Annotated in this window: 19 protein-coding genes; 11 read left to right on the top strand and 8 right to left on the bottom strand. The window is 68.6% G+C overall.

Going from position 1 to position 21,101, the window contains the following annotated elements:
* Window positions 1-43: 43 nt before the first annotated feature.
* Window positions 44-697: an amino acid ABC transporter permease gene (locus AC1RLW_RS08750; protein ID WP_062474720.1), complete on the bottom strand. Its 654-nt coding sequence runs from the start codon at window positions 695-697 to the stop codon at window positions 44-46.
* Window positions 698-728: 31 nt separating this feature from the next.
* A complete protein-coding gene (locus AC1RLW_RS08755) occupies window positions 729-1,400 on the bottom strand; it encodes an amino acid ABC transporter permease (RefSeq protein ID WP_062474717.1) in 672 nt (223 codons plus the stop codon).
* Between the two features lie 135 nt (window positions 1,401-1,535).
* Here AC1RLW_RS08755 and AC1RLW_RS08760 point away from each other — a divergent pair, with 135 nt between their 5' ends.
* Window positions 1,536-3,230 carry a hypothetical protein gene (locus AC1RLW_RS08760; RefSeq protein WP_493192808.1) on the top strand — a complete coding sequence of 565 codons (1,695 nt, stop codon included), beginning with the start codon at window positions 1,536-1,538 and terminating at the stop codon, window positions 3,228-3,230.
* A gap of 287 nt (window positions 3,231-3,517) precedes the next feature.
* Window positions 3,518-4,267 (top strand): metallophosphoesterase family protein, encoded by a 750-nt coding sequence (locus AC1RLW_RS08765; protein ID WP_493192809.1) that lies wholly within the window; start codon window positions 3,518-3,520, stop codon window positions 4,265-4,267.
* Window positions 4,268-4,278: 11 nt separating this feature from the next.
* On the opposite strand, the gene AC1RLW_RS08770 is transcribed toward AC1RLW_RS08765, so the two are convergent.
* Window positions 4,279-4,815, bottom strand: coding sequence for a cysteine hydrolase family protein (locus AC1RLW_RS08770; RefSeq protein ID WP_070059506.1), 537 nt, complete (start codon window positions 4,813-4,815; stop codon window positions 4,279-4,281).
* A gap of 154 nt (window positions 4,816-4,969) precedes the next feature.
* Here AC1RLW_RS08770 and AC1RLW_RS08775 point away from each other — a divergent pair, with 154 nt between their 5' ends.
* Together AC1RLW_RS08775 and AC1RLW_RS08780 are read left to right on the top strand one after the other, a co-directional pair.
* Window positions 4,970-6,097 carry an MBL fold metallo-hydrolase gene (locus tag AC1RLW_RS08775; RefSeq protein ID WP_307590501.1) on the top strand — a complete coding sequence of 376 codons (1,128 nt, stop codon included), beginning with the start codon at window positions 4,970-4,972 and terminating at the stop codon, window positions 6,095-6,097.
* A 567-nt stretch (window positions 6,098-6,664) separates the two neighbouring features.
* A complete protein-coding gene (locus AC1RLW_RS08780) occupies window positions 6,665-7,612 on the top strand; it encodes an ABC transporter substrate-binding protein (protein WP_493192810.1) in 948 nt (315 codons plus the stop codon).
* 22 nt (window positions 7,613-7,634) lie between these two features.
* Here the strand turns inward: AC1RLW_RS08780 and AC1RLW_RS08785 are convergent, their stop codons facing one another.
* The 5 genes from AC1RLW_RS08785 to AC1RLW_RS08805 form a co-directional block, all read right to left on the bottom strand.
* Window positions 7,635-7,832 (bottom strand): hypothetical protein, encoded by a 198-nt coding sequence (locus tag AC1RLW_RS08785; protein ID WP_493192811.1) that lies wholly within the window; start codon window positions 7,830-7,832, stop codon window positions 7,635-7,637.
* Window positions 7,832-10,228, bottom strand: a complete 2,397-nt coding sequence (parC, locus tag AC1RLW_RS08790) for a DNA topoisomerase IV subunit A (RefSeq protein ID WP_095744758.1) — start codon at window positions 10,226-10,228, stop codon at window positions 7,832-7,834. Before parC ends, AC1RLW_RS08785 begins: the two co-directional genes overlap by 1 nt.
* An 87-nt stretch (window positions 10,229-10,315) precedes the next feature.
* Window positions 10,316-11,251 (bottom strand): lytic transglycosylase domain-containing protein, encoded by a 936-nt coding sequence (locus AC1RLW_RS08795; RefSeq protein WP_493192812.1) that lies wholly within the window; start codon window positions 11,249-11,251, stop codon window positions 10,316-10,318.
* Window positions 11,252-11,284: 33 nt separating this feature from the next.
* On the bottom strand, window positions 11,285-13,273 hold the full coding sequence (locus tag AC1RLW_RS08800; protein ID WP_062474697.1) for a DNA topoisomerase IV subunit B: 1,989 nt from the start codon (window positions 13,271-13,273) through the stop codon (window positions 11,285-11,287).
* Between the two features lie 74 nt (window positions 13,274-13,347).
* On the bottom strand, window positions 13,348-14,259 hold the full coding sequence (locus tag AC1RLW_RS08805) for a LysR family transcriptional regulator (protein ID WP_493192813.1): 912 nt from the start codon (window positions 14,257-14,259) through the stop codon (window positions 13,348-13,350).
* Between the two features lie 90 nt (window positions 14,260-14,349).
* Between AC1RLW_RS08805 and AC1RLW_RS08810 the strand changes: the two genes are divergently transcribed.
* The 7 genes from AC1RLW_RS08810 to bamC all read left to right on the top strand — a co-directional run bounded on the left by AC1RLW_RS08810 (window position 14,350) and on the right by bamC (window position 21,097).
* Window positions 14,350-15,546: a serine hydrolase domain-containing protein gene (locus tag AC1RLW_RS08810; protein ID WP_493192814.1), complete on the top strand. Its 1,197-nt coding sequence runs from the start codon at window positions 14,350-14,352 to the stop codon at window positions 15,544-15,546.
* Window positions 15,539-16,735, top strand: coding sequence for an MFS transporter (locus AC1RLW_RS08815; RefSeq protein WP_493192815.1), 1,197 nt, complete (start codon window positions 15,539-15,541; stop codon window positions 16,733-16,735). The genes AC1RLW_RS08810 and AC1RLW_RS08815 overlap by 8 nt, the downstream gene beginning before the upstream one ends.
* A 131-nt stretch (window positions 16,736-16,866) precedes the next feature.
* Window positions 16,867-18,093, top strand: coding sequence for an MFS transporter (locus AC1RLW_RS08820; protein ID WP_062474686.1), 1,227 nt, complete (start codon window positions 16,867-16,869; stop codon window positions 18,091-18,093).
* A gap of 42 nt (window positions 18,094-18,135) precedes the next feature.
* Window positions 18,136-18,279, top strand: coding sequence for a hypothetical protein (locus AC1RLW_RS08825; protein ID WP_167395003.1), 144 nt, complete (start codon window positions 18,136-18,138; stop codon window positions 18,277-18,279).
* A gap of 43 nt (window positions 18,280-18,322) precedes the next feature.
* Window positions 18,323-18,895 carry a class I SAM-dependent methyltransferase gene (locus AC1RLW_RS08830; RefSeq protein WP_493192816.1) on the top strand — a complete coding sequence of 191 codons (573 nt, stop codon included), beginning with the start codon at window positions 18,323-18,325 and terminating at the stop codon, window positions 18,893-18,895.
* Between the two features lie 71 nt (window positions 18,896-18,966).
* Window positions 18,967-19,863, top strand: a complete 897-nt coding sequence (gene dapA / locus AC1RLW_RS08835; protein WP_447748700.1) for a 4-hydroxy-tetrahydrodipicolinate synthase — start codon at window positions 18,967-18,969, stop codon at window positions 19,861-19,863.
* Window positions 19,864-20,020: 157 nt separating this feature from the next.
* Window positions 20,021-21,097, top strand: coding sequence for an NlpB/DapX family lipoprotein (gene bamC, locus AC1RLW_RS08840; protein WP_159272444.1), 1,077 nt, complete (start codon window positions 20,021-20,023; stop codon window positions 21,095-21,097).
* Window positions 21,098-21,101 lie beyond the last annotated feature (4 nt).

Here is a 21,101-nt window from a genome sequence, read left to right on the forward strand (position 1 = left end):
TGAATAAAGAAAGGAAGCGACGAGAAAGGAAAAGCGAAAAGGGTCAACGTGCGAGCGCCTGGGCGCGCTTGCGCTCCATGCGCGCCGCGAGCAGCGACAGCGGCCAGCAGATCACGAAGTAGATGGCGGCCACCACCGAGAACACGATGAGCGGCTGGAAGGTGGCGTTGTTGACGATCTGTCCGGCGCGCGTGACCTCGACGAAGCCGATGATGGCCGCGAGCGACGTGCCCTTGATGATCTGCACCAGGTAGCCCACCGTGGGCGCCAGCGCGATCTTGAAGGCCTGCGGCAGCACCACGTCGCGCATGCGCGCCACGTAGTGCAGGTTCAGCGCCTGCGCCGCCTCCCACTGGCCGCGCGGAATGGCCTGGATGCAGCCGCGCCAGATTTCGCCCAGGAAGGCCGCGCTGTTCAGCACCAGCGCCACGCCCGCGGCGACCCACGGGTTGATGTCCAGCCCCAGCACCGGCGCGCCGAAGAACACCAGGAACAGCTGCAGCAGCAGCGGCGTGCCCTGGAAGATCTGGATGAAGGTGGTCGACACGGCGCGCGCCCACGTCGATTCCGACGTGCGCATCAGCGCGATGAGCAGCCCCAGGATGGCGCCGCCCACGAAGGCGATGGCCGACAGCGCCAGCGTCCACTGGGCGGCTTCGAGAATGAAAAGGAATTCGGGGAAACCGAAGGTGCGCATGGTGTGTGCTCCGTCCGTCGTGGTCAGTCAGTTACCGGCGGTCCGGGTAGTTGAGCGTGCGCTTGTAGATCAGCTTGAACATGGCCGAGAAGGCCAGTGCCAGCGCGAGATAGATGGCCGCGACCACGATGTAGATCTCGAAGCTGCGGAAGGTCTGCGACTGCAGGTTGGCGGCCACCGAGGTCAGGTCGTCGGCCGAGATGACCGACACCACGGCCGAGCTCAGCATCAGCAAAATGAACTGGCTCGTGAGCGCCGGGTAGATGGCCTTCAGCGCGGGCTTGATGATCACGAAGCGGAAGATCTCCCAGGGCTTGAGGTTGAGCGCGCGGCCCGCCTCGATCTGGCCCTTGGGAATCGACTCGATGCCCGCGCGGATGATCTCCGTGGCGTAGGCGCCCAGGTTCACCACCATCGCCACCAGCGCGGCCGTCTGCGGCGACCAGCGCAGGCCGATGGCCGGCAGTGCGAAGAAGAAGAAAAACAGCTGCACGAGGAACGGCGTGTTGCGGATCACCTCGATGTAGGCATTGACGATGAAGCGCAGCCAGCCCGGCCCCGAGGTCTTGCCCCAGGCACAGAAGATGGCCACCACCAGCCCCAGCAAGGTGGCGGTGAGCGAGAGCTGCACCGTGATCCACGTGCCCTTGAGCAGCAGCGGCCAGGCGGCAAAGACGGCGTCGAATTGGAACTGGTAGTTCATGGCGGAGCGTGCACGGCCAGGCCGTGCGCAGACCCTGAAAGGAATGCTTGCAGCTTAAATGAAACCGGTTTCAGGCCTAGCTAGGGATTCCCCTAGGTGGGCGTTTTGCCCTACCCGCCTGCCTACACTGGCGCGATGCCGAACCCCCACGCGGACCCCACTTCTTCCCCGGCAGGCACCCCGGCCACCGGCCCCGTCGTGCAGCATTTCCGGCAGGCGCTGCTCTGGCCCTTGCGCCTCGTACCGGCGCCCGGCGCGGCGCCCACGCACCACGGCCCCTGGCACGTGCTGCGCGACATGGGCGAGGCCTCGCCCTGGCGCGAAGAGGTCGACGAATACACCGGCGAGAGCGGCCGCTTCCACGAGCGCCACTACAACGAGTTCGTGAGCTTCCTGCCCTACGTGCAACGCTTTTTGTACGGCGAAGGCCGATCGCGCGGCAGCACCGACGGCACAGGCAGCGACGGCGATTCGCCGATGCGCGTGTTCCGCCGCCGCGACATCGCGGCCGTGCGGCTGGTGGCGCACCCCGGCGAGGCGCCCATCACGCTCGACGTGATTCACTGCGACCTGTACTTCTTCTTCGACATCGACGTGGTGCTGCTCAACCTCGAGGTCGGCACCGACCACCTGAGCCTGGCGCAGGCGCAGGACATCCTCTACCGCTTCGGCCGCGCCTACCCTTCGGGCTGGGAGCCCGACGGCGCGGCCCTGCACTGCATGGCCAGCGTCGAGTGGCTGGACGCCGACGGCCGCGTGCTCGCCGCCTCCGACGCACAGCAGCGCGACGCCTTCCTGTCGCACGTGGCCCAGCACCGCGCGCCGCGCATCGCGGCGCACTGGGCCTACCTGATGCAGCCGCTGGTGAGCGACCACTCGGACGACCCCGGCGTGCTGCGCTACCGCCAGATCGAGTACTACCGCATGCCGGTGATGGCCTACCTGTCGCTGGACGATCCACGCCGCCTCACGCGCGACGACTTCGTGCGGCTCGCGCTCGTCACCGGCGCGGGCGGGGCCGACGCCCACCTGCCCTATGCCGAGCACCACCTGGCCGACTTCGAGCACAAGTACTGCTACGACCGCTTCTGGGTGAACACGGGCGCGGCGCCCAACACGCGCTACCTGTGCAACGGCCACGCGCTCATCGTGGTGGGCGACGCGCGCTCCGAGTTCTTCTGCTGCCGCGACCGCGGCGTGCTCGCGCAGTTCAGGCACCAGCACTTCCTGCTGTTCCTCATCGCGCATTTCCAGAAGGCCTCGCTGCTGATGTTCTCGGACCAGCTGGTCGAGGCGCTGAAGAAGCTCGACATCCGCAGCACGCCGAGCGTGAAGCAGTTCAAGCGCGCCATCCGCGCGAGCTTCGAGCGCTTTCTTCGCTTCACGCACCGCTATTGGTTCCACGAGATTTCAGAGCAGGCGCAGGTGCGCGCGCTCTCGCACATGTGCGCCGCGCACCTCGGGCTCGACCCGCTGTACGACGAGGTCAAGTCGCGCATCGCCGACATGAACACCTACCTCGATGCCGACAGCCTGCGCCGGCAGGCCAGCACCGTGGTGCGGCTCACGGTGGTCACGCTGTTCGGCCTCATCGGCACCGTCACCACCGGCTTCCTCGGCATGAACCTGCTGGCCGAAGCCGACGCGCCGCTGTGGCGCAAGGCGATCTGGTTCGGCGTGGTGTTCGTGTTCACCACCTGGCTCACGATCTACACGATGGTGAAGTCGCAGCGGCTGTCGGACTTCATCGATGCGCTGTCGAACGACAGGCTGAGTTTCAGGGGCAAGCTGGCGGCGCTGGCGCGGGTGTGGCGGGCTGGGGCGGACTGATCAGGGCGACGCTCCCGCCGACGCGGTACCTTGCTCCGCGAATGTCCCCCGCCCTTCGGGCTCCTCCTTGATTTCGCTGCGCAAGGCACCGCATCGACGTGATCGTCATCAGTTCGGTCGTTGATCGGCCAGCACCAGCAGCGCGTCCAGTGCGCAGGACACTGGGTGCTTCCCGCAGCGAAATCAAGGAGGAGGCCGCAGGCCGGGGGACATTCGCGGAGGGAAGTACCCGGTGGCCTGTGCACGCACCCCGAACTAAGATCACCGCCCTCACAAAGAAGCCACGCATGCGCATCGCCCTCGTCTCCGACATCCACGGAAACCTTCCCGCACTGAAAGCCGTCGTCGAGGACATCGCACGCCGCAAGGTGGATGCGATCGTCAACCTCGGCGACAGCCTCTCAGGCCCGCTGATGCCGCTGGAGACTGCGCAGTTCCTGATGGCGCAGGACTGGGTCCAGCTCGCCGGCAACCACGAACGGCAACTGCTCACGTTGCCGACTTCCGGCCAGCGCGGCGAGTCCGACGCCTTCGCGCACGCCCGACTCGGCGCAGCGGAGTTCGCATGGATCGCATCGCTCACGCCGCGCCTGCACTTGAGCCCCGAAGTGCTGCTGTGCCACGGCACGCCCGACAGCGACCTCACCTACTTCCTCGAAACGGTCGAGCCCACGCAACTGCGCACGGCCACCGCAGCAGAGGTCGATACGCGTCTCGGCACTGTGGAAGCTGGCACGGAACTGGTCGCCTGCGGCCACACGCACCTGCCGCGCGTGATGCACGCATCCAACGGCACCTTGATCGTCAACCCGGGCAGCGTCGGCCTGCAGGCCTATGGCGACGAGCATCCGTACCCACACCACGTGGAGACCGGCTCACCCGATGCGCGCTACGCGCTGGTCGAACGGCACGACCACGGGCAGTGGACCTGCACGCTGGTCACCGTGCCCTACGACCACACGGCCATGGCGGCACTGGCTGCGGCCCATGGGCGTCCGGACTGGGCCCACGCACTGGCCACCGGGCGCATGCCCTAACGCTAGATCGATCAGTCGCCGAAAGCGATGTCCGCGCTGTCGACCGCGCGGATCGGCACGCCGAAGCTCGTGATGTCCGACAGCGTCGCGTTGTGGTGCGCACGGATGAAGGCGCCCTTGGCGTGCGGCTTGTCGTGCGAGGTGTGGGCGTCGGCCGCCAGCACCACCTCGTAGCCCAGCGCGGCGGCGCGGCGCACGGTGGTGTCCACGCAGAACTCCGACGAATAGCCGCAGACCACCACGCGCCGCACGCCCTGCCCCGACAGCCAGGCTTCGAGCGGCGTGCGCAGGAACGAGTCGGGCGTGGTCTTGCGCAGGCGGGCATCGGCCGGTGTCACCTGCAAGGCATCGGCCAGCTGCCAGCGCTCGGAATCGAATTCCAGGTCGATGGCGTTCTCGTGCTGGACGAAGGCCACAGGTACGCCGGCCGCGCGGGCCCGTGCCGTGAGCGCGTTGATGCGCCCGATGACCGCTTCGGCCTCGTACGGCCGGGGCGGATCGTCGCAAAGGCCGCGCTGCATGTCGATGACGAGGATGGCAGTTTTCATGGCGATGAAGGGCTGTGGACGTGGATCGCCGCAGTATGCCGCCGGCCCGCGGATTGCCCCCGCTCGCCGAATGTTTCTGTCGCTGAAACCATTGAAAAGCCAACTCCCGCTAGTCTCGCGCCTCAAGACCAACACACACGCAGAGGGCTTTCCCATGGCTGACGAATCGGATTCGCAAGGCGCTTACTTACCCCGGCTGCTGCGCCGCAGCGCGGTGCTCGCCACGGCGGGCTGCGCGTTCGTGGCCGGCTGCAGCAGCGCCGGCGGCGGGGAAACGCGCTACGACAACTCACCGCAGTTCAAGGGCGGCGTGTTCCAGAACATGCCCAACCCCGAGCTGCAGCCCGCCGCCAGCACCTGGCGCATCTGGTCGCGCTTCATCGTCGGCAGCAAGGTCGACACCGTGCCGGTCGACCCCATTCCGGTGCGCGCACTGACGCCCCAGGCGCTCGACGCGCTCGCGGCCGACGCCAACCATGTGGTGCGCCTGGGCCACTCGTCGCACCTGCTGAAGCTCAAGGGCAAGTACTGGCTCATCGACCCCGTGTTCAGCGAACGCGTCTCGCCCTTCACCTGGGTCGGGCCGAAGCGTTTTCACAAGCCGCCGATCCAGCTGGAGCAGCTGCCGCCGATCGAGGCCGTGATCCTCTCGCACGACCACTACGACCACCTCGACGTGGCCACCATCGAGTACCTGGCCACACGCGTGCAGCGGTACTTCGTGCCGCTGGGCGTGCGCGCCCGGCTCGTCGAGATGGGCGTGCCCGCCGAGCGCGTGACCGAGCTCGACTGGTGGCAAGGCGGCGAGCATGCGGGCGTGAAGCTCACGGCCACGCCCGCGCAGCATTTCTCGGGCCGCGCGGTCACGCTGACCGACCGCGACCGCACGCTGTGGGCCTCGTGGGTGGTGCAAAGCGGCGACCAGCGCATCTTCTACAGCGGCGACTCGGGCTACTTCCCCGGCTTCAAGCAGATCGGCGAACGCTTCGGCGGCTTCGACCTGGCGCTGATGGAAAACGGCGCCTACGACGCCTACTGGCCCGGCGTGCACATGACGCCCGAGCAGAGCGTTCAGGCCTTCGAAGACCTGCGCGGCAAGGTGCTCTATTCGGTGCACAACAGCACCTTCGACCTGGCCTTCCACACCTGGCACGACCCGCTGGACCGCATCGCCGACCTGGCGCAGGCCAAGAAGATCGACCTGGCCACGCCGGTGATCGGCGAAGTGCTCACGGTGGGCCAGGCGCGCACCAACGTGCGTTGGTGGGCCGGGCTGAAGTAAGGAGCGCACCGTCCACGCGGCGGTGTGTATTTCAAATGTTGCTCGCCACTTTTGGAAGGTTTACAGACAGTTAACCAGCGGCCGGTTCAATCGCCGTGTCGCCGCGACGAATCCCTCACCGGACGCCGATCGCGGACGACACCGTCATCTGCAAGGCAGCAGCCACAGGGAGCAAGGTGATCACAAGAAGAACCGGCAAGAAAGGAGGCGGCATCCCCGCCATCTCGACGCGCGCCCCGAGGCGCCGCCTGGCGCGCATCGCCAGGGGTTTCACCACGGGGCGCGTGCTGGCATCGATCGCGGGCGCAGGGGCCGTCGCACCCCCGATGCGCCGCACATCGGCCTGATCGTCAGCGACCCGGGCAACCCCGTCTTCCTCCAGGCCTGACACTGCCGCCGCCCACGCTGCCGACCCGCGACAAGATCGGCACCGACCGGGGCCGGCAGGTCCGTCCATTCACCCACGCTTGCCCCCGCAGATCGCGGATGCGAGGCGCTGCGGAACATGTCATCATCCCCACCCCTTCACCGGCCCCCTCTCGCAACGAGGCCCTCGCACCCATGCCCATGAAACGTCCCTGGCGCACCTGGCTGCTGGCCCTCCTCCTCGCCGTGGGCCCCGTGGGCAGCGCGCTCGCGACACATGCCAACCATGGCAAGGGCCCGCGCGTCGGCGTGCTCGTGAGCGACCTGCGCAACCCCTTCTTTGCCTACATCGCACGCGCGGTGGAAAGCACTCTGGCCGCAGACAGTCGCAATGCGGCGCACATCACGGTCGTGTCGAGCGGGTTCGATCCGCAGCGGCAGGACGAACAGCTCAAGGAAATGATCCGCCAGCGCGTGCAGCTGGTGATCGTGACGCCGGTCGATTCGACCAGCCTGCACGCCCGCGTTACGGAGGCACGCGCGGCCGGCATCAAGGTCGTGGCGGTCGATGCGCTCGTGCAAGGCGCGGACGCGGCCGTGGTGACGGACAGCCGCGCGGCCGGCAAGCTCTCTTGCGAACACCTGGTGCGCACGCTCGGCGGCAAAGGCGAAGTGGCGATCATCGACGGCCCGCCGAACACGGCCGCGGTGGGCCGCGTCAACGGCTGCCGCGAGGCATTGAACGCCGCACCCGGCGTGCGCGTCGTGTCGATGGCGCTCAATGGCGGCGCCACCAAGGACGGCGGCGTCGAACAGATGACGCGGCTGCTCGCGCGCCATCCGAAGCTGTCGGGCGTGTTCGCGATCAACGACCTGTGCGGCATCGGCGCGGAACTGGCGGCCCAGGTCGCGGGCCGCCGCGACATCGTCATCACGGCGATGGACGGTTCGCCGGAGGTGGCGCAGCGGCTGCAGGACCCGACCACCTTGATCGTCGGCAGCGCGACGCAGTCGCCCACGTTGATGGGCCAGCGAGCGGCCCAGATCGGGCTGAAGCTCCTGAAGGGCCAGCCCCCCCAGCAGCGCGTGCTGCTGTTGCCATCGAAGCTCGTGACGCGCGAGAACGTCGACGGCTACGGGGGCTGGTGAGCCAGCCCCTCGGCCTGCCTGCTTACTTGCCTTCCTGCTCGCGCCGCTCGCGCGCGCGCCGCACCTGGCGCGTCTCGTTGGCCTGCGCGATGGCGCGGTCTTTCGCGCGCCGCTTGCCCTGGCGCTTCTCGCGCATGCGGCGCCCCAGGATGTAGCTGCCGAAGCCCGTGACCACGGCGAGGACCACGCCGAGGATGCTGATGTCGATGCCGCCCAGCATCAGAGCACCCGCACCACGCTCGCCGGCGTGAATCCGAGGTCTGCCACCTTGCCCTTGCGCGCGCGGGCACCCATCGCGTTGTTGAGCGAGCGGATCTCGAGCGTTTCTTCGCGCTCCTTGCCGCCGCGGGCGACGCCTTCGATCCGCACGCTGCGCGTGTAGGCCACCGCACCGGCCAGCGATTCCTTGGCCTCCAGGTCGATCAGCATCAGGCCACGTCCGCCCTTGGGCAGGCTCTTGAGCTCGGCGATGTCGAAGGTCAGGATGCGCTTGCCGCTCGAGGCGCAGGCCACGTGCGTCGCGGCCGGCATCGGCTCGGCGCCGCTCGCGCCGCCCACCAGCGACGGCCGGCACAGCTGCTCGCCCTCGCCCACGTCGATGAAGGCCTTGCCGCCGCGCTGGCGCGACATCATGTTCTCGATGGTGGCCATGAAACCGTAGCCGCCCGTGTTGGCCAGCAGCAGGCAGGCGCCCACCGGGCCCGCGAAGAAATGCGTGACGTGCGTGCCGGCATCGAGCTCGATGAGCGTGGTGACGGGCTGGCCGTCGCCGCGCGCGCCGGGCAGCGAGGCCACGGGCACGGTGTAGACGCGCACGCTCTTGTCCTTGGCGCTGCCGAAGACCAGCAGCGTGTCGACGCTGCGGCACTCGAAGGCGCCGTAGAGCGTGTCGCCCGACTTGAAGCTGTACTCGGGCGCGGTGCCGCCGTTGCCGGCGGCCTTCTCGCTGGCCCAGCCCTTCTGCGCGCGCACCCAGCCCTTCTGCGACACGATCACGGTGACGGGCTCGTCGACCACCTTCACCTCGGCCACGGCGCGCTTCTCGGCCTGGATGAGCGTGCGGCGCGGATCTTCGAAGGTCTTGGCGTCGGCCTCGATTTCCTTGACCAGCAGGCGGCGCAGCGTGGCCGGGCTGGAGAGGATGTCTTCGAGCTTCTTCTGCTCGTCGCGCAGACCGGCCAGTTCCTGCTCGATCTTGATGGCCTCGAGCCGCGCGAGTTGGCGCAGCCGGATTTCAAGGATGTCCTCGGCCTGGCGTTCGCTGAGGTTGAAGCGCGCGATGAGCGCCGCCTTCGGGTCTTCCGCCGCGCGGATGATGGCAATGACCTCGTCGATGTTCAACAGCACCAGCTGCCGGCCTTCGAGGATGTGGATGCGGTCCTGCACCTTGTCCAGGCGATGGCGCGAGCGCCGCTCGACGGTGATCTCGCGGAACGCGATCCACTCGTTGAGCATCTGGCGCAGCGACTTCTGCGTGGGCTTGCCGTCGATGCCGACCATCGTGAGGTTGATCGACGACGAGGTCTCGAGCGAGGTCTGCGCCAGCAGCGTGGTCACGAACTCGTCCTGGCTGATGCGCGAGGTCTTGGGTTCGAACACCAGGCGCACGGCGGCGTCCTTGCTCGATTCGTCGCGCACCACGTCGAGCACCGACAGCATCGCGGCCTTGAGCTGGGTCTGGTCGGCGCTCAGCGCCTTCTTGCCGGCCTTGACCTTCGGGTTGGTGATTTCCTCGATTTCTTCCAGCACCTTCTGCGTGCTCACGCCCGGCGGCAGTTCGTTGACCACGAGCTGCCACTGGCCGCGCGCGAGGTCTTCGATCTTCCAGCGCGCGCGCACCTTGAGCGAGCCGCGGCCGGTGCGGTAGGCGTCGGCGATGTCGCTCGCGCTGCTGATGATCTGCGCGCCGCCCGGGTAGTCGGGGCCGGGCACGAGGGCGAAGAGTTCTTCTTCGCTGAGCTTGCCGTTGGACTTGATCAGCGCCACGCAGGCGTCGGCGATCTCGCGCAGGTTGTGGCTCGGGATCTCGGTGGCCAGGCCCACGGCGATGCCGCTGGCGCCGTTGAGCAGCGTGAACGGCAGCCGCGCGGGCAAGAGGCGCGGCTCTTCGGTGCTGCCGTCGTAGTTGGGAATGAAGTCGACCGTGCCTTCGTCGATCTCGTCGAGCAGCAGGCTGGTGATGCGGGCCAGGCGCGCTTCGGTGTAGCGCATGGCCGCGGCGCCGTCGCCGTCGCGGCTGCCGAAGTTGCCCTGGCCGTCGACCAGCGGATAGCGCTGCGAGAAGTCTTGCGCCATGCGCACCAGCGCGTCGTACGCGGCCTGGTCGCTGTGCGGGTGGAAGCGGCCGAGCACGTCGCCGACCACGCGCGCGCTCTTCACGGGCTTGGCGCCCACGGTGCCGTTGGTGCCGCCGAAGCCCAGGCCCATGCGCGACATCGAGTACAGAATGCGCCGTTGCACCGGCTTCTGGCCGTCGGACACATCGGGCAGTGCGCGGCCCTTGACGACGCTCAGGGCGTATTCGAGGTAGGCGGTCTGCGCGTAGTCGGCCAGCGTGAGGGTGGTGTCGCCGTCGGTGGGGCCTGCAAGGTCGAGCGGAGGTTGAGAGTCGTCCATGAAGAAGAGAGAAAGAAAAACAGTGACGGGCGGCGTGCGTTCGCGCTCAGCCCAAAATGAAAGTGGGGTGCATGGCGGCCTGCGGGATCACGACAGCGGCGACGGCGGCGAAGCGTCGCCCGGCTCCACCGCGCTGGTCGGCACGTCGGACGGCTCGGGAATATCGGGCATGGTCGGCACGTTGCGCGGCGACTCGGACGGCATGTTGCCGCGCCCGATCGCGCCGCCCTTGGGCACAGACATTTCCATGCGGATGCGCCCCGGCGTCTTGCCACCACTGCTACCGCTTCCGCTGCGCAGGTTGCCGCCCACGGTCACGGCCGAGGGCTTGAGGTACGCATACAGCTGCAGCACGGTCTGCACGTAGTTCTGCGTTTCCTTGTAGTTCGGGATCTTGTTGCCCGCACGCTGCACCGCGCCCTCGCCCGCGTTGTAGGCGGCCAGCGCGAGCTCGATCTGGCCCGGGAACATCGCGATCAGGTCGCGCAGGTAGCGCGAACCGGCGGCAATGTTGATGTGCGGGTCGAACAGCTTCTTCTCGATCGTGCCGCGCTTGTCCGTCGCCACGCCGTAGCGCTGCGCGGTGGCCGGCATGAGCTGCATGAGCCCCATCGCGCCCTTGGGCGAGACAGCCTTGGCGTCGAAGCCCGACTCGGTGGCGACCAGCGCCTGCAGCAGCTCGTAGTCGATCGCGTGCTTGCTCGACGCATCGCGCAGCGCCGCCTTGGCGGTCTTGTAGCCGGGCGAGGCCTCGAACATGGCGAGCAGGTTCTGCGACGCCGGCGACACCTTGCCGTCGAGCCGGCGGTTGATGTTGCCGCGGCCCATCGGCGACAGGCCCTTGGCGGTGTCGAAGCTCTGGCCGCCCTGGAAGAAGAGCTTGTAGCGCTCGTCGACCTTCTCGGCCGCGAAGTGCGCCACGCCGTTGCTATCGATGTAGCCGTAGATGTCGGTCGCGTGCGCGAGCCCCTGCTGCATGCACAGCAGAAAGGCCAACCACAGCGAACACTTGAAAACCGACATGCGTGTGAGAAGAAGGAAAGAAAAAGGAAACCGTCAGACGTCGATGTCGACGTCGTCTGCGCGCAATTCCATGAGCTCGCGCCGCGCCGCCGCTTCGCCCTTGCCCATCAGCTTGGTGATCTCGCCCTGGGTGGACGAAAAATCGAACCGCCCCAATTGGACCTTCATCAGGCGACGGGTGTCCGGATTGAGCGTGGTTTCCCACAATTGTTCCGCGCTCATTTCGCCCAGACCCTTGAAGCGGCTGATGCTCCAGGCGCCTTCGCGCACGCCATCTTTACGCAATTTGTCGAGCGTGGCGGTCAGTTCGCCCTCGTCCAGCGCATAGACCTTGGAGGCCGGCTTCTTGCCGCGCGCGGGCGCATCGACCCGGAACAATGGCGGCTTTGCGACATACACGTGGCCGGCTTCGATGAGCTTGGGAAAGTGCCGGAAGAACAGCGTGAGCAGCAGCACCTGGATGTGCGAGCCGTCCACGTCGGCATCGGACAAGATGCAGATCTTGCCGTAGCGCAGCCCGCTCATGTCGGGCGTGTCGGCGGGGCCGTGCGGGTCGACGCCCACGGCCACCGAGATGTCGTGGATTTCGGTGTTGGCGAACAGGCGGTCGCGCTCGACCTCCCAGGTGTTGAGCACCTTGCCGCGCAGCGGCAGGATGGCCTGGCTTTCCTTGTCGCGGCCCATCTTGGCGCTGCCGCCGGCGGAGTCGCCCTCGACCAGGAAGACTTCGTTGTGGCTGATGTCCTTGCTCTCGCAGTCGGTCAGCTTGCCGGGCAGCACGGCCACGCCCGAGCCCTTGCGCTTCTCGACCTTCTGGCCGGCGCGCTGGCGCGTCTGGGCGGCCTTGATGGCCAGCTCGGCGAGCTTCTTGCCGTAGTCGACGTGCTGGTTGAGCCACAGCTCGAGCGTGGGGCGCACGAAACTGGACACCAGGCGCACGGCGTCGCGCGAATTCAGGCGCTCCTTGATCTGGCCCTGGAACTGCGGGTCGAGCACCTTGGCGCTGAGCACGTACGAGGCGCGCGCGAACACGTCTTCGGGCAAGAGCTTCACGCCCTTGGGCAGCAGCGAGTGCAGCTCGATGAAGCTCTTCACCGCGTTGAACAGGCCGTCGCGCAGGCCGCTTTCGTGCGTGCCGCCGGCGCTGGTGGGAATCAGGTTGACGTAGCTCTCGCGCACCGGCTGGCCGTCTTCGGTGAAGGCCACGCACCAGTCGGCACCCTCGCCTTCGGCAAAGTTGTCGGCGTTCTTGTCGGCATGGCCGCTGCCTTCGAACAGCGGAATGACCGGATCGCCGTTGAGCGTCTGCATGAGGTAGTCGCTCAGGCCGCCCTTGTAGAGCCACTGCTGGCTTTCGCCGGTCTTCTCGACGGCCAGCGTGACGCTCACGCCGGGCATCAGCACGGCCTTGCTGCGCAGCAGGTGGGTGAGTTCGCCCATGGGCAGCGCGGCGGTCTCGAAGTACTTGGCGTCGGGCCAGGCGCGCACCGTGGTGCCCTGCTTGCGCTCGCCCGCTTCGAGCTTGCGGATCTCGAGCGCCTCGATCACGTCGCCGGCGCTGAAGGCCAGCTTGGCGACCGAGCCTTCACGGTGCGAGCTGACTTCGAGGCGCTTGGACAGCGCGTTGGTCACCGACACGCCCACGCCGTGCAGGCCGCCCGAGAAGCTGTAGGCGCCGCCCGAGCCCTTATCGAACTTGCCGCCGGCGTGCAGCCGGGTGTAGACCAGCTCGATCACGGGGGCCTTCTCTTCGGGGTGCAGGCCGAAGGGAATGCCGCGGCCGTCGTCCTCGACGCTGACCGAGCCGTCGGTGTGCAGCGTGACCTTGATCTTCTTGCCGTAGCCCGCCAGCGCTTCGTCGGCGGCGTTGTCGAGCACTTCCTGGATGATGTGCAGGGGGTTGTCGGTCCGGGTGTACATGCCCGGGCGCTGCTTCACGGGCTCGAGGCCCTTGAGCACGCGGATGGAGCCTTCCGAATAGCCGGAAGCGGAGTCTGAAGATGTCTTGGGGGAAGTCGCCATGGGGGCGGATTGTAGTCAGTTGGGTTGAAATGACTGGATACCCATACAGGCACCGGCTTCGGTCTTTTCGCACATCAGGCGGGAGTTTCTGCGGGCGGACCGAACATCCGCGCGCCCAGGAAATCGATGAACGCCCGCAACTTGGGCGACGGATGGCGCCCCGACGGCCACAGCACGCGGAACGCGATGGTACGGGGCCGCAGCAGGTGGTCGGCCAGTACGGGCTGCAGCGCCCCCTCGGCCAGCGCGGCGCGCACGCTGAAGTCGGGCAGGCAGGCGATGCCGCGCCCGCGCAGGGCGAAGCACAACCGGGTCTCGATGTTGTTGCAGATCATCGAGACCGGCGGGCGCACCTCGCTGCCGTCGGGCCCGGGCGCGAGCGGCCAGACCTCGACCTTGCCGGTCGCCGGGTAGCGGTAGTGCAGGCAGGCATGGCGGGCCAGGTCGTCCGGCGAGGCGGGCGTGCCGTGGCGCGCCAGGTATGCGGGCGAGGCCACCAGCAGCTGCGAGAACTCGCCCAGCTGGCGCGACGACAGCCGTGAATCCGCCGGCTCGCCGGTGCGCACCACGGCGTCGAAGCCTTCCTCGATGACGTCCATGAGGCGATCGCTGAAGTCGAGGTCGAGCTCGATCGCAGGGTAGGCGGCCATGAAGTCGGCCAGCACCGGCAGCACCAGCGAGCTGACCAGCGGCAGGCTCACGCGCAGCCGCCCGCGCGGCGCCTCGGCGGCGTGCGACAGCTCCTGCTCGGCGGCCTCGATCTCGGCCAGCACGCGGCGGCTGCGCGCCAGGAACAGCGCGCCCTCGGCGGTGAGCGTGATGCTGCGCGTGCTGCGGTGGAACAGGCGCACGCCCAGCCGCTCCTCGAGCCGCGCCACGCGCTTGCCCACGGCCGAGGCCGACACGCCGAGCGCGCGCCCGGCCGCCACGAAGCTGCGGGTCTCGGCGACCTGAACGAAGACGGCAAAGCCGCTGAGGCTGTCCATGGGGAATCTCCATTGCGGACTTTAACGTCCGCATTGAGCGGAACTGTAGCCGTCTTTATCCGAAGTCGGCTTCTTCCTATCGTTGGCCGCATGACCTTTCTCCCCGACATTTCCCCCACTTTCACCCCTGCGTGGCAGGGCCCGGCCCCATCGCGCATCGACGCCGCCATCGACCGTGCGCTCGCCGAACAACGGCTGGTTGGCGCCGCGGTGCTGGTGAGCCACGACGGCCGCCTCGTCCACCGGCGCGCCGCCGGGCTGGCCGACCGAGAGGCCGGCCGGCCGATGCGCGAGGACGCGCTGTTCCGGCTGGCCTCGGTGTCCAAGCCCATCGTCTCGACCGCCGCGATGGTGCTCGTGGATCAGGGCCGGCTCGACCTGGACGCCCCGGTGACGCGCTGGCTGCCAGATTTCCGCCCGCGCCTTCCCGATGGCGGCGGCGAAGCCGTCATCACGCTGCGGCAGCTGCTGACCCACACGGCCGGCCTGGGCTACCGTTTCCTCGAAAGCTCGGACGACGGCCCGTACGCGCGCGCCGGCGTGTCCGACGGCATGGACCGCGACGACGGCCTCACGCTGGCCGGCAACCTGCAACGCCTGGCCGGCGTGCCGCTGCTGTACCCACCGGGCACGGGCTGGCTCTATTCGCTGGCCATCGACGTGATCGGCGCGGTGGTCGAGGCGGCCAGCGGCCTGCCGCTGCCCGAGGCGGTGCGCACGCTGGTGACCGGGCCGCTGCAGATGCACGACACGGGCTTCGCCGCCGCCCCCGGCGACCCGCGGCTCGCCACGCCTTATGTGAACGGCCCCGGCGCCACGCCGCCGCGGCGCATGGACGGCCCCGTCGTCGCCACGTCGTTCGAGGGCGCCGTCGGCATCCGCTTCGACCCGGCACGCGCCTTCGACGCCAGCGCCTGGCCCTCGGGCGGCGCCGGCATGGTCGGCAGCGCGGACGACTTTTTGCGCCTGCTCGAGACGCTGCGCACCGGCGGTGCCCCGCTATTGGGCGCCGCCACCGTCGACACGATGGGCCGCAACCACACGGGTGACCGGGGGCCGGCGGATGCGCCGGGCTGGGGCTTCGGCCTGGGCTTCTCGGTGCTGCACGACCCGCAACCCACGCAGACGCCCGAATCGCCCGGCACCTGGCGCTGGGGCGGCGCCTACGGCCATGCCTGGTTCGTCGACCGGGCGCGCGGGCTCAGCGTGGTGGCCTTCACGAACACGCTCTACGAAGGCATGTCGGGCCGCTTCGTCACCGACCTCCGGGACGCCGTCTATGCATGACACGACCTCTTCCTCACCGCTGCCCCTCTCCGGCCTGCTGGCGCTGGCTGCCGGCGGCTTCATCACCATCCTCACCGAGGCGATGCCGGCCGGCCTGCTGCCGCAGATCGGCGCCGACCTGGGCGTGGCGCCCGCGCTGGTCGGCCAGCTCGTCACCGTGTATGCGCTGGGCTCGCTGGTGGCGGCCATTCCGCTGGTGGCCTTCACGCGCGGCTGGCGGCGCCGGCCGCTGCTGATGGGCGCGATCGGCGGCTTCGCGGTGGTCAACACGGTGACGGCGCTGTCGCACGACTACACGCTGACGCTGGTCGCGCGCTTCTTCGCCGGCGTGTTCGCGGGCCTGCTGTGGGCGCTGCTGGCCGGGCACGCGGCGCGCATGGTGGCGCCGCAGCAGCAGGGCCGGGCCATCGCCGTGGCGATGCTGGGCGCGCCGCTGGCGCTGTCGCTGGGCATTCCGGCCGGCACGCTGCTGGGCGCGAGCGTCGGCTGGCGGCCGGCCTTTCTGATCATGTCGGCGCTGTCGGTGCTGCTGCTCGGCTGGGTGCGCTGGCAGGTGCCCGACTTCCCGGGCCAGGAGGCCGGGCGCCAGCAAAGCGTGCGCCGCGTGTTCCTGCTGCCGGGCGTGCGGCCGGTGCTGGCCGTGATGTTCGCCTTCGTGCTGGCGCACAACATCCTCTACACCTACATCGCGCCCTTCCTGGCGCACGCCGGGCTTGGCGCGCAGGTCGGGCGGGTGCTGCTGGTGTTCGGCGCCGCGTCGCTGGGCGGCATCTGGCTCACGGGCGTGCTGATCGACCGCTGGCTGCGCACGCTGGTGCTGGCCGGCACGGCGGCCTTCGCGCTGGCGGCGCTGATGCTCGCCGCGGCGGACGGGTCGGCGGCGGGCGTGTACCTCGCGGTCGCAGTCTGGGGCCTGGCCTTCGGCGGCGCGGCGACGCTGTTCCAGACCGCCTCGGCCCAGGCGGCCGGCGACGCGGCGGACGTGGCGCAGTCGATGGTCGTGACGACATGGAACCTCGCGATCGCAGGCGGCGGGCTGGCGGGCGGCTTGCTGCTGCAAGGCGGTGGCGCGGGCAGCCTGCCCTGGTCGCTGCTGGCGTTGTTGGTGCCGGGGCTGATGCTGGCGTGGCGGGCCTGCGAGCACGGCTTTCCGGGCGCGCGCGGCGCGGCGGCGGCACCGGCGCGCTGACCCCGAAGGCAGGCCACGCGCCTGCCTTCTTTCTTTGATGCCGTCCGCGCATCGAAACCGCGCCCACAAATCATCAATGGCCTTGGCCGCCACGCCACCTGCCGCAGCATCCATTTCGCTACATTCGAAGGATGCAAGCCTCCCCCGCTCCCACCCTTTCGATCAAGCAGGTGCTGTTCTGCGGCGCCATGATCGTCACGCTCTCGATGGGCATCCGCCACGGCTTCGGCCTCTGGCTGCAGCCCATCACGCAGGCACAGGAGTGGAACCGACAGACCTTCTCGTTCGCGCTGGCGGTGCAGAACCTGTCGTGGGGCATCTTCGGCGTGTTCGCGGGCATGCTGGCCGACCGCTTCGGCGCGTTCCGCGTGCTGATCGGCGGCTCGCTGCTGTACGCGGCGGGCCTCTTCGGCATGGCGCATTCGCCGACGCCGCTGCTGTTCACCCTGAGCGCGGGCGTGCTGATCGGCGCGGCGCAGGCGGGCTCGACCTACGCCGTGATCTACGGTGTGATCGGCAGGCAGATCCCGGCCGAGCGGCGCTCGTGGGCGATGGGCGTGGCGGCGGCCGCCGGCTCGTTCGGCCAGTTCCTGATGGCGCCCATCGAAGGCCGCCTGATCGGCGCCTTCGGCTGGCAGACGGCGCTGGCCGTGGTGGCGGTGCTGGTGCTGGTGATCGTGCCGCTGGCCTTCGGCCTGCGCGAGCCCAAGACCGCGGCGCTGGCCGGCCACCGTGACCAATCGGTGCTGCAGGCCGTGGGCGAGGCCTTCCGTTACCCCAGCTTCGGCTTGCTGATGGCGGGCTACTTCGTCTGCGGCTTCCAGCTGGCCTTCATCGGCATCCACATGCCGACCTACCTGCGCGACAAGAACCTGTCGCCTGAAGTGGCGGGCTACGCGCTGGCGCTGATCGGGCTGTTCAATGTGTTCGGCACCTACACGGTCGGCCTGCTGGGGCAGAAGCTGTCCAAGCCCAAGATCCTGGCGGCCATCTACTTTGCACGGGCGGTGTCGATCGCCCTCTTCCTGCTGGCGCCGATCTCGCCGCTCAGCGTGTACGTGTTCTCGGCGGCGATGGGCTTCCTGTGGCTGTCGACCGTGCCGGCCACCAACGCCATCGTGGCGGGCATCTTCGGCGTGGCGCACCTGTCGATGCTCAGCGGCTTCGTGTTCCTGAGCCACCAGGTGGGTTCGTTCCTGGGCGTGTGGCTGGGCGGCTTCCTGTACGACACGACGGGCAGCTACAGCATCGTCTGGTACATCTCGATCGCGCTGGGCGTGTTCGCGGCGCTGATCAACCTGCCGGTCAAGGAAAGCGCCATTGCGCGCGCGGTCCGGCCGGTCGCCGTGGCGGGCTGACGGCCCGCGCTTTTCGTCTCTTGTTTGCAAGGAGCCATCGCCATGACGCCCCGCACACGCAACCACTACCTGGCCCAGGCCGCCTGGCTCGCCGCCGTGCTGGCGGCGCTGGGCGGCGTGTTCGCGCTGTACGTGCATCCGACGTTCCTGGTCACGCTGGTCGACCAGGTGTGGTCCTGTTTCTGAACGACTTCGCCCCGAAATGCCCGCAAGCCGGGCCCAGGCAGCTATGAAAGATGTAGCAATTCCCGTGCATGCGAGCACGGCGCCCTCCGAATGGATCGTGCGCTGGTCGCACCTGCTCGCCCCGAACGCCACGGTGCTCGACGTGGCCTGCGGCTCCGGGCGGCACATGCAGTGGTTCGCCGGGCGCGGGCATGCGGCGACCGGCGTCGACCGGTCGCCCGAGGCCGTCGAGGCGGCCGGCGCCTTCGGTCGCGTGGTGGCGGCCGACATCGAATCGGGCCCCTGGCCCTTCGCGGCCCAGCGCTTCGGCGCGGTGGTCGTCACCAATTACCTTTGGCGCCCGCGCATGGCCGACATCGTGGCCGCCGTGGCGCCGGGTGGCGTGCTGCTGTACGAAACCTTCGCGGCCGGCAACGAGACCGTCGGCAAGCCCTCGCGGCCCGATTTCCTGCTGCAGCCGGGCGAGCTGCTCGGGGCCTGCGCCAGTCTGCAGGTGATCGCCTATGAAGACGGCTTCCTGCCGGAGCCAGCGCGCTTCGTCCAGCGCATCGCCGCCGTGCGGCCCGGCGAAGCGGCCGCGGGCGCCCCGCCGCGCCACTTCCTGAAGGCCAGCTGAGCGCGCCGACACAACTGTCTCCGGCCCGGCCGGAGTCAGTAGAATGGCCGCTTTCGTCCACCGACAAAGAGATTCCCTTGGAGCAACTGACAGGCAGCATCGTCGCGCTCGTCACGCCGATGCACGACGACGGCAGTGTCGACTACCCCGCCCTGCGGCGGCTCATCGACTGGCACATTGACGAAGGCACCGACTGCCTTGGCGTGGTCGGCACCACCGGCGAATCGCCGACGGTCGATGTGGAAGAGCACTGCGAAATCATCCGCGTATCCGTCGAGCAGGCCCGGGGCCGCGTGCCCGTGATGGCCGGCTGCGGCGCGAACTCGACCAAGGAAGCCATCGAGCTCGCCAAGTTCGCCAAGGGCGTCGGCGCCGACTCGCAGCTCCAGGTCGTTCCCTACTACAACAAGCCCACGCAAGAGGGCCAGTACCAGCACTTCAAGGCCATCGCCGAAGCCGTCGGCGACCTGCCCGTGGTGCTGTACAACGTGCCCGGCCGTACCGTCGCCGATATGGCGCACGACACCGTGCTGCGCCTGGCGCAGGTGCCCGGCATCATCGGCATCAAGGAAGCCACCGGCAACATCGAACGTGCCCAGTGGCTCATCCGCGACCTGCCGAAGAGCTTTGCCGTCTACTCCGGCGACGACCCGACCGCGGTCGCGCTCATGCTGTGCGGCGGCCAAGGCAACATCAGCGTCACGGCCAACGTGGCGCCGCGCAGGATGCACGAGCTGTGCGTGGCCGCGCTGGCCGGCGACGTCAAGCGCGCGATGCAGCTGCAGTTCGAACTGATGCCGCTGCACCGCAACCTGTTCGTCGAACCCAACCCGATCCCGCTCAAGTGGGCCATGGCCCGCCTGGGTCTGTGCGGCGGCGCCCTGCGGCTGCCGCTCACGGAACTCGGCGAAGCGAGCCGCCCGGCGGTCGAGGGCGCCCTGCGCGCCACCGGCCTGCTCAAGGACTGACCGAGCCCGGGTTTCCCCACCGATCACACCGGCTCCCGTCCGCCCTTTCCCCCTGTTCGCAGCAAGGTCAAGCAACCTTTTGCCGCAACAGTGCTCAGAGAGGGCGGGGCGCTGGGGCCCATCGATTGACCGAACCATTCCACCAAGGAAGACGACGTTGAAGAACATTTCGCGACTTGCACTGCTGGCCCTCGTTGCCAGCCTCGCCGCCTGCTCCGTCCTCGAGAGCGACAAGATCGACTACAAGAGCGCAGGCAAGGCCCCGACGCTCGAAGTCCCACCCGACCTGTCCCAGCTCTCGCGCGACAACCGCTACGCAGTGCCGGGCGGCGCCGTCACCGCCAACGCCTACCAGGCCGGCATCGCGAACGCACCGGGCATTCCCACCGCCGTGGCCAACATCGGCGACGTGCGCATGGAGCGCTCGGGCACGCAGCGCTGGATCGTCGTCAACCGCACGCCCGACCAGCTGTGGGAGCCTGTGAAAGACTTCTGGCAGGAAAGCGGCTTCCTGCTGACCACCGACCAGCGCAACCTGGGCATCATGGAAACCGACTGGGCCGAGAACCGCGCCAAGCTGCCGCAGGACATCATCCGCGGCACGCTGGGCAAGCTGGTCGATTCGGTCTACTCGACGGGCGAACTCGATCGCTTCCGCACCCGCCTGGAGCGCAGCACCAACGGCACCGAGATCTTCGTCAGCCACCGCGGCATGCAGGAGGTCTACAACAACTCCCGCCAGGACCAGACCGTGTGGCAGCCCCGCCCGAGCGATCCTGAGCTCGAGACCGAATTCCTGCGCCGCCTGATGGTCAAGCTCGGTGTGTCGCAAGAGCAGTCGAAGATCCTCGCTGCGACCACCGCAGCGCCCAAGACCGCCACCGTGGCCACCGTCGGCAACCAGCCGGTCGTGCAGATCAGCGAAGGCTTCGACCGCGCATGGCGCCGCGTCGGCCTGGCCCTGGACCGCACCGGCTTCACCGTCGAAGACCGCGATCGCAGCGCCGGCACCTACTACGTGCGCTACGTGACGCCGAACCCCGACAAGAAGGACGACGGCTTCTTCGGCAAGCTGTTCAGCTCCAAGAAGGACGAAGCGCCGATCAAGTTCCGCATCTCGGTCAAGAGCCAGGGCGAAGCCACCACGGTCTCGGTCCTGAACGACGCCGGCGCGCCCGAAACCTCGGCCAACGCGCAGCGCATCGTCAAGGTCATCGCCGACGACCTGAAGTAAGCCC

The sequence above is a fragment of the Variovorax sp. GW822-FHT04A09 genome (assembly GCF_058801005.1).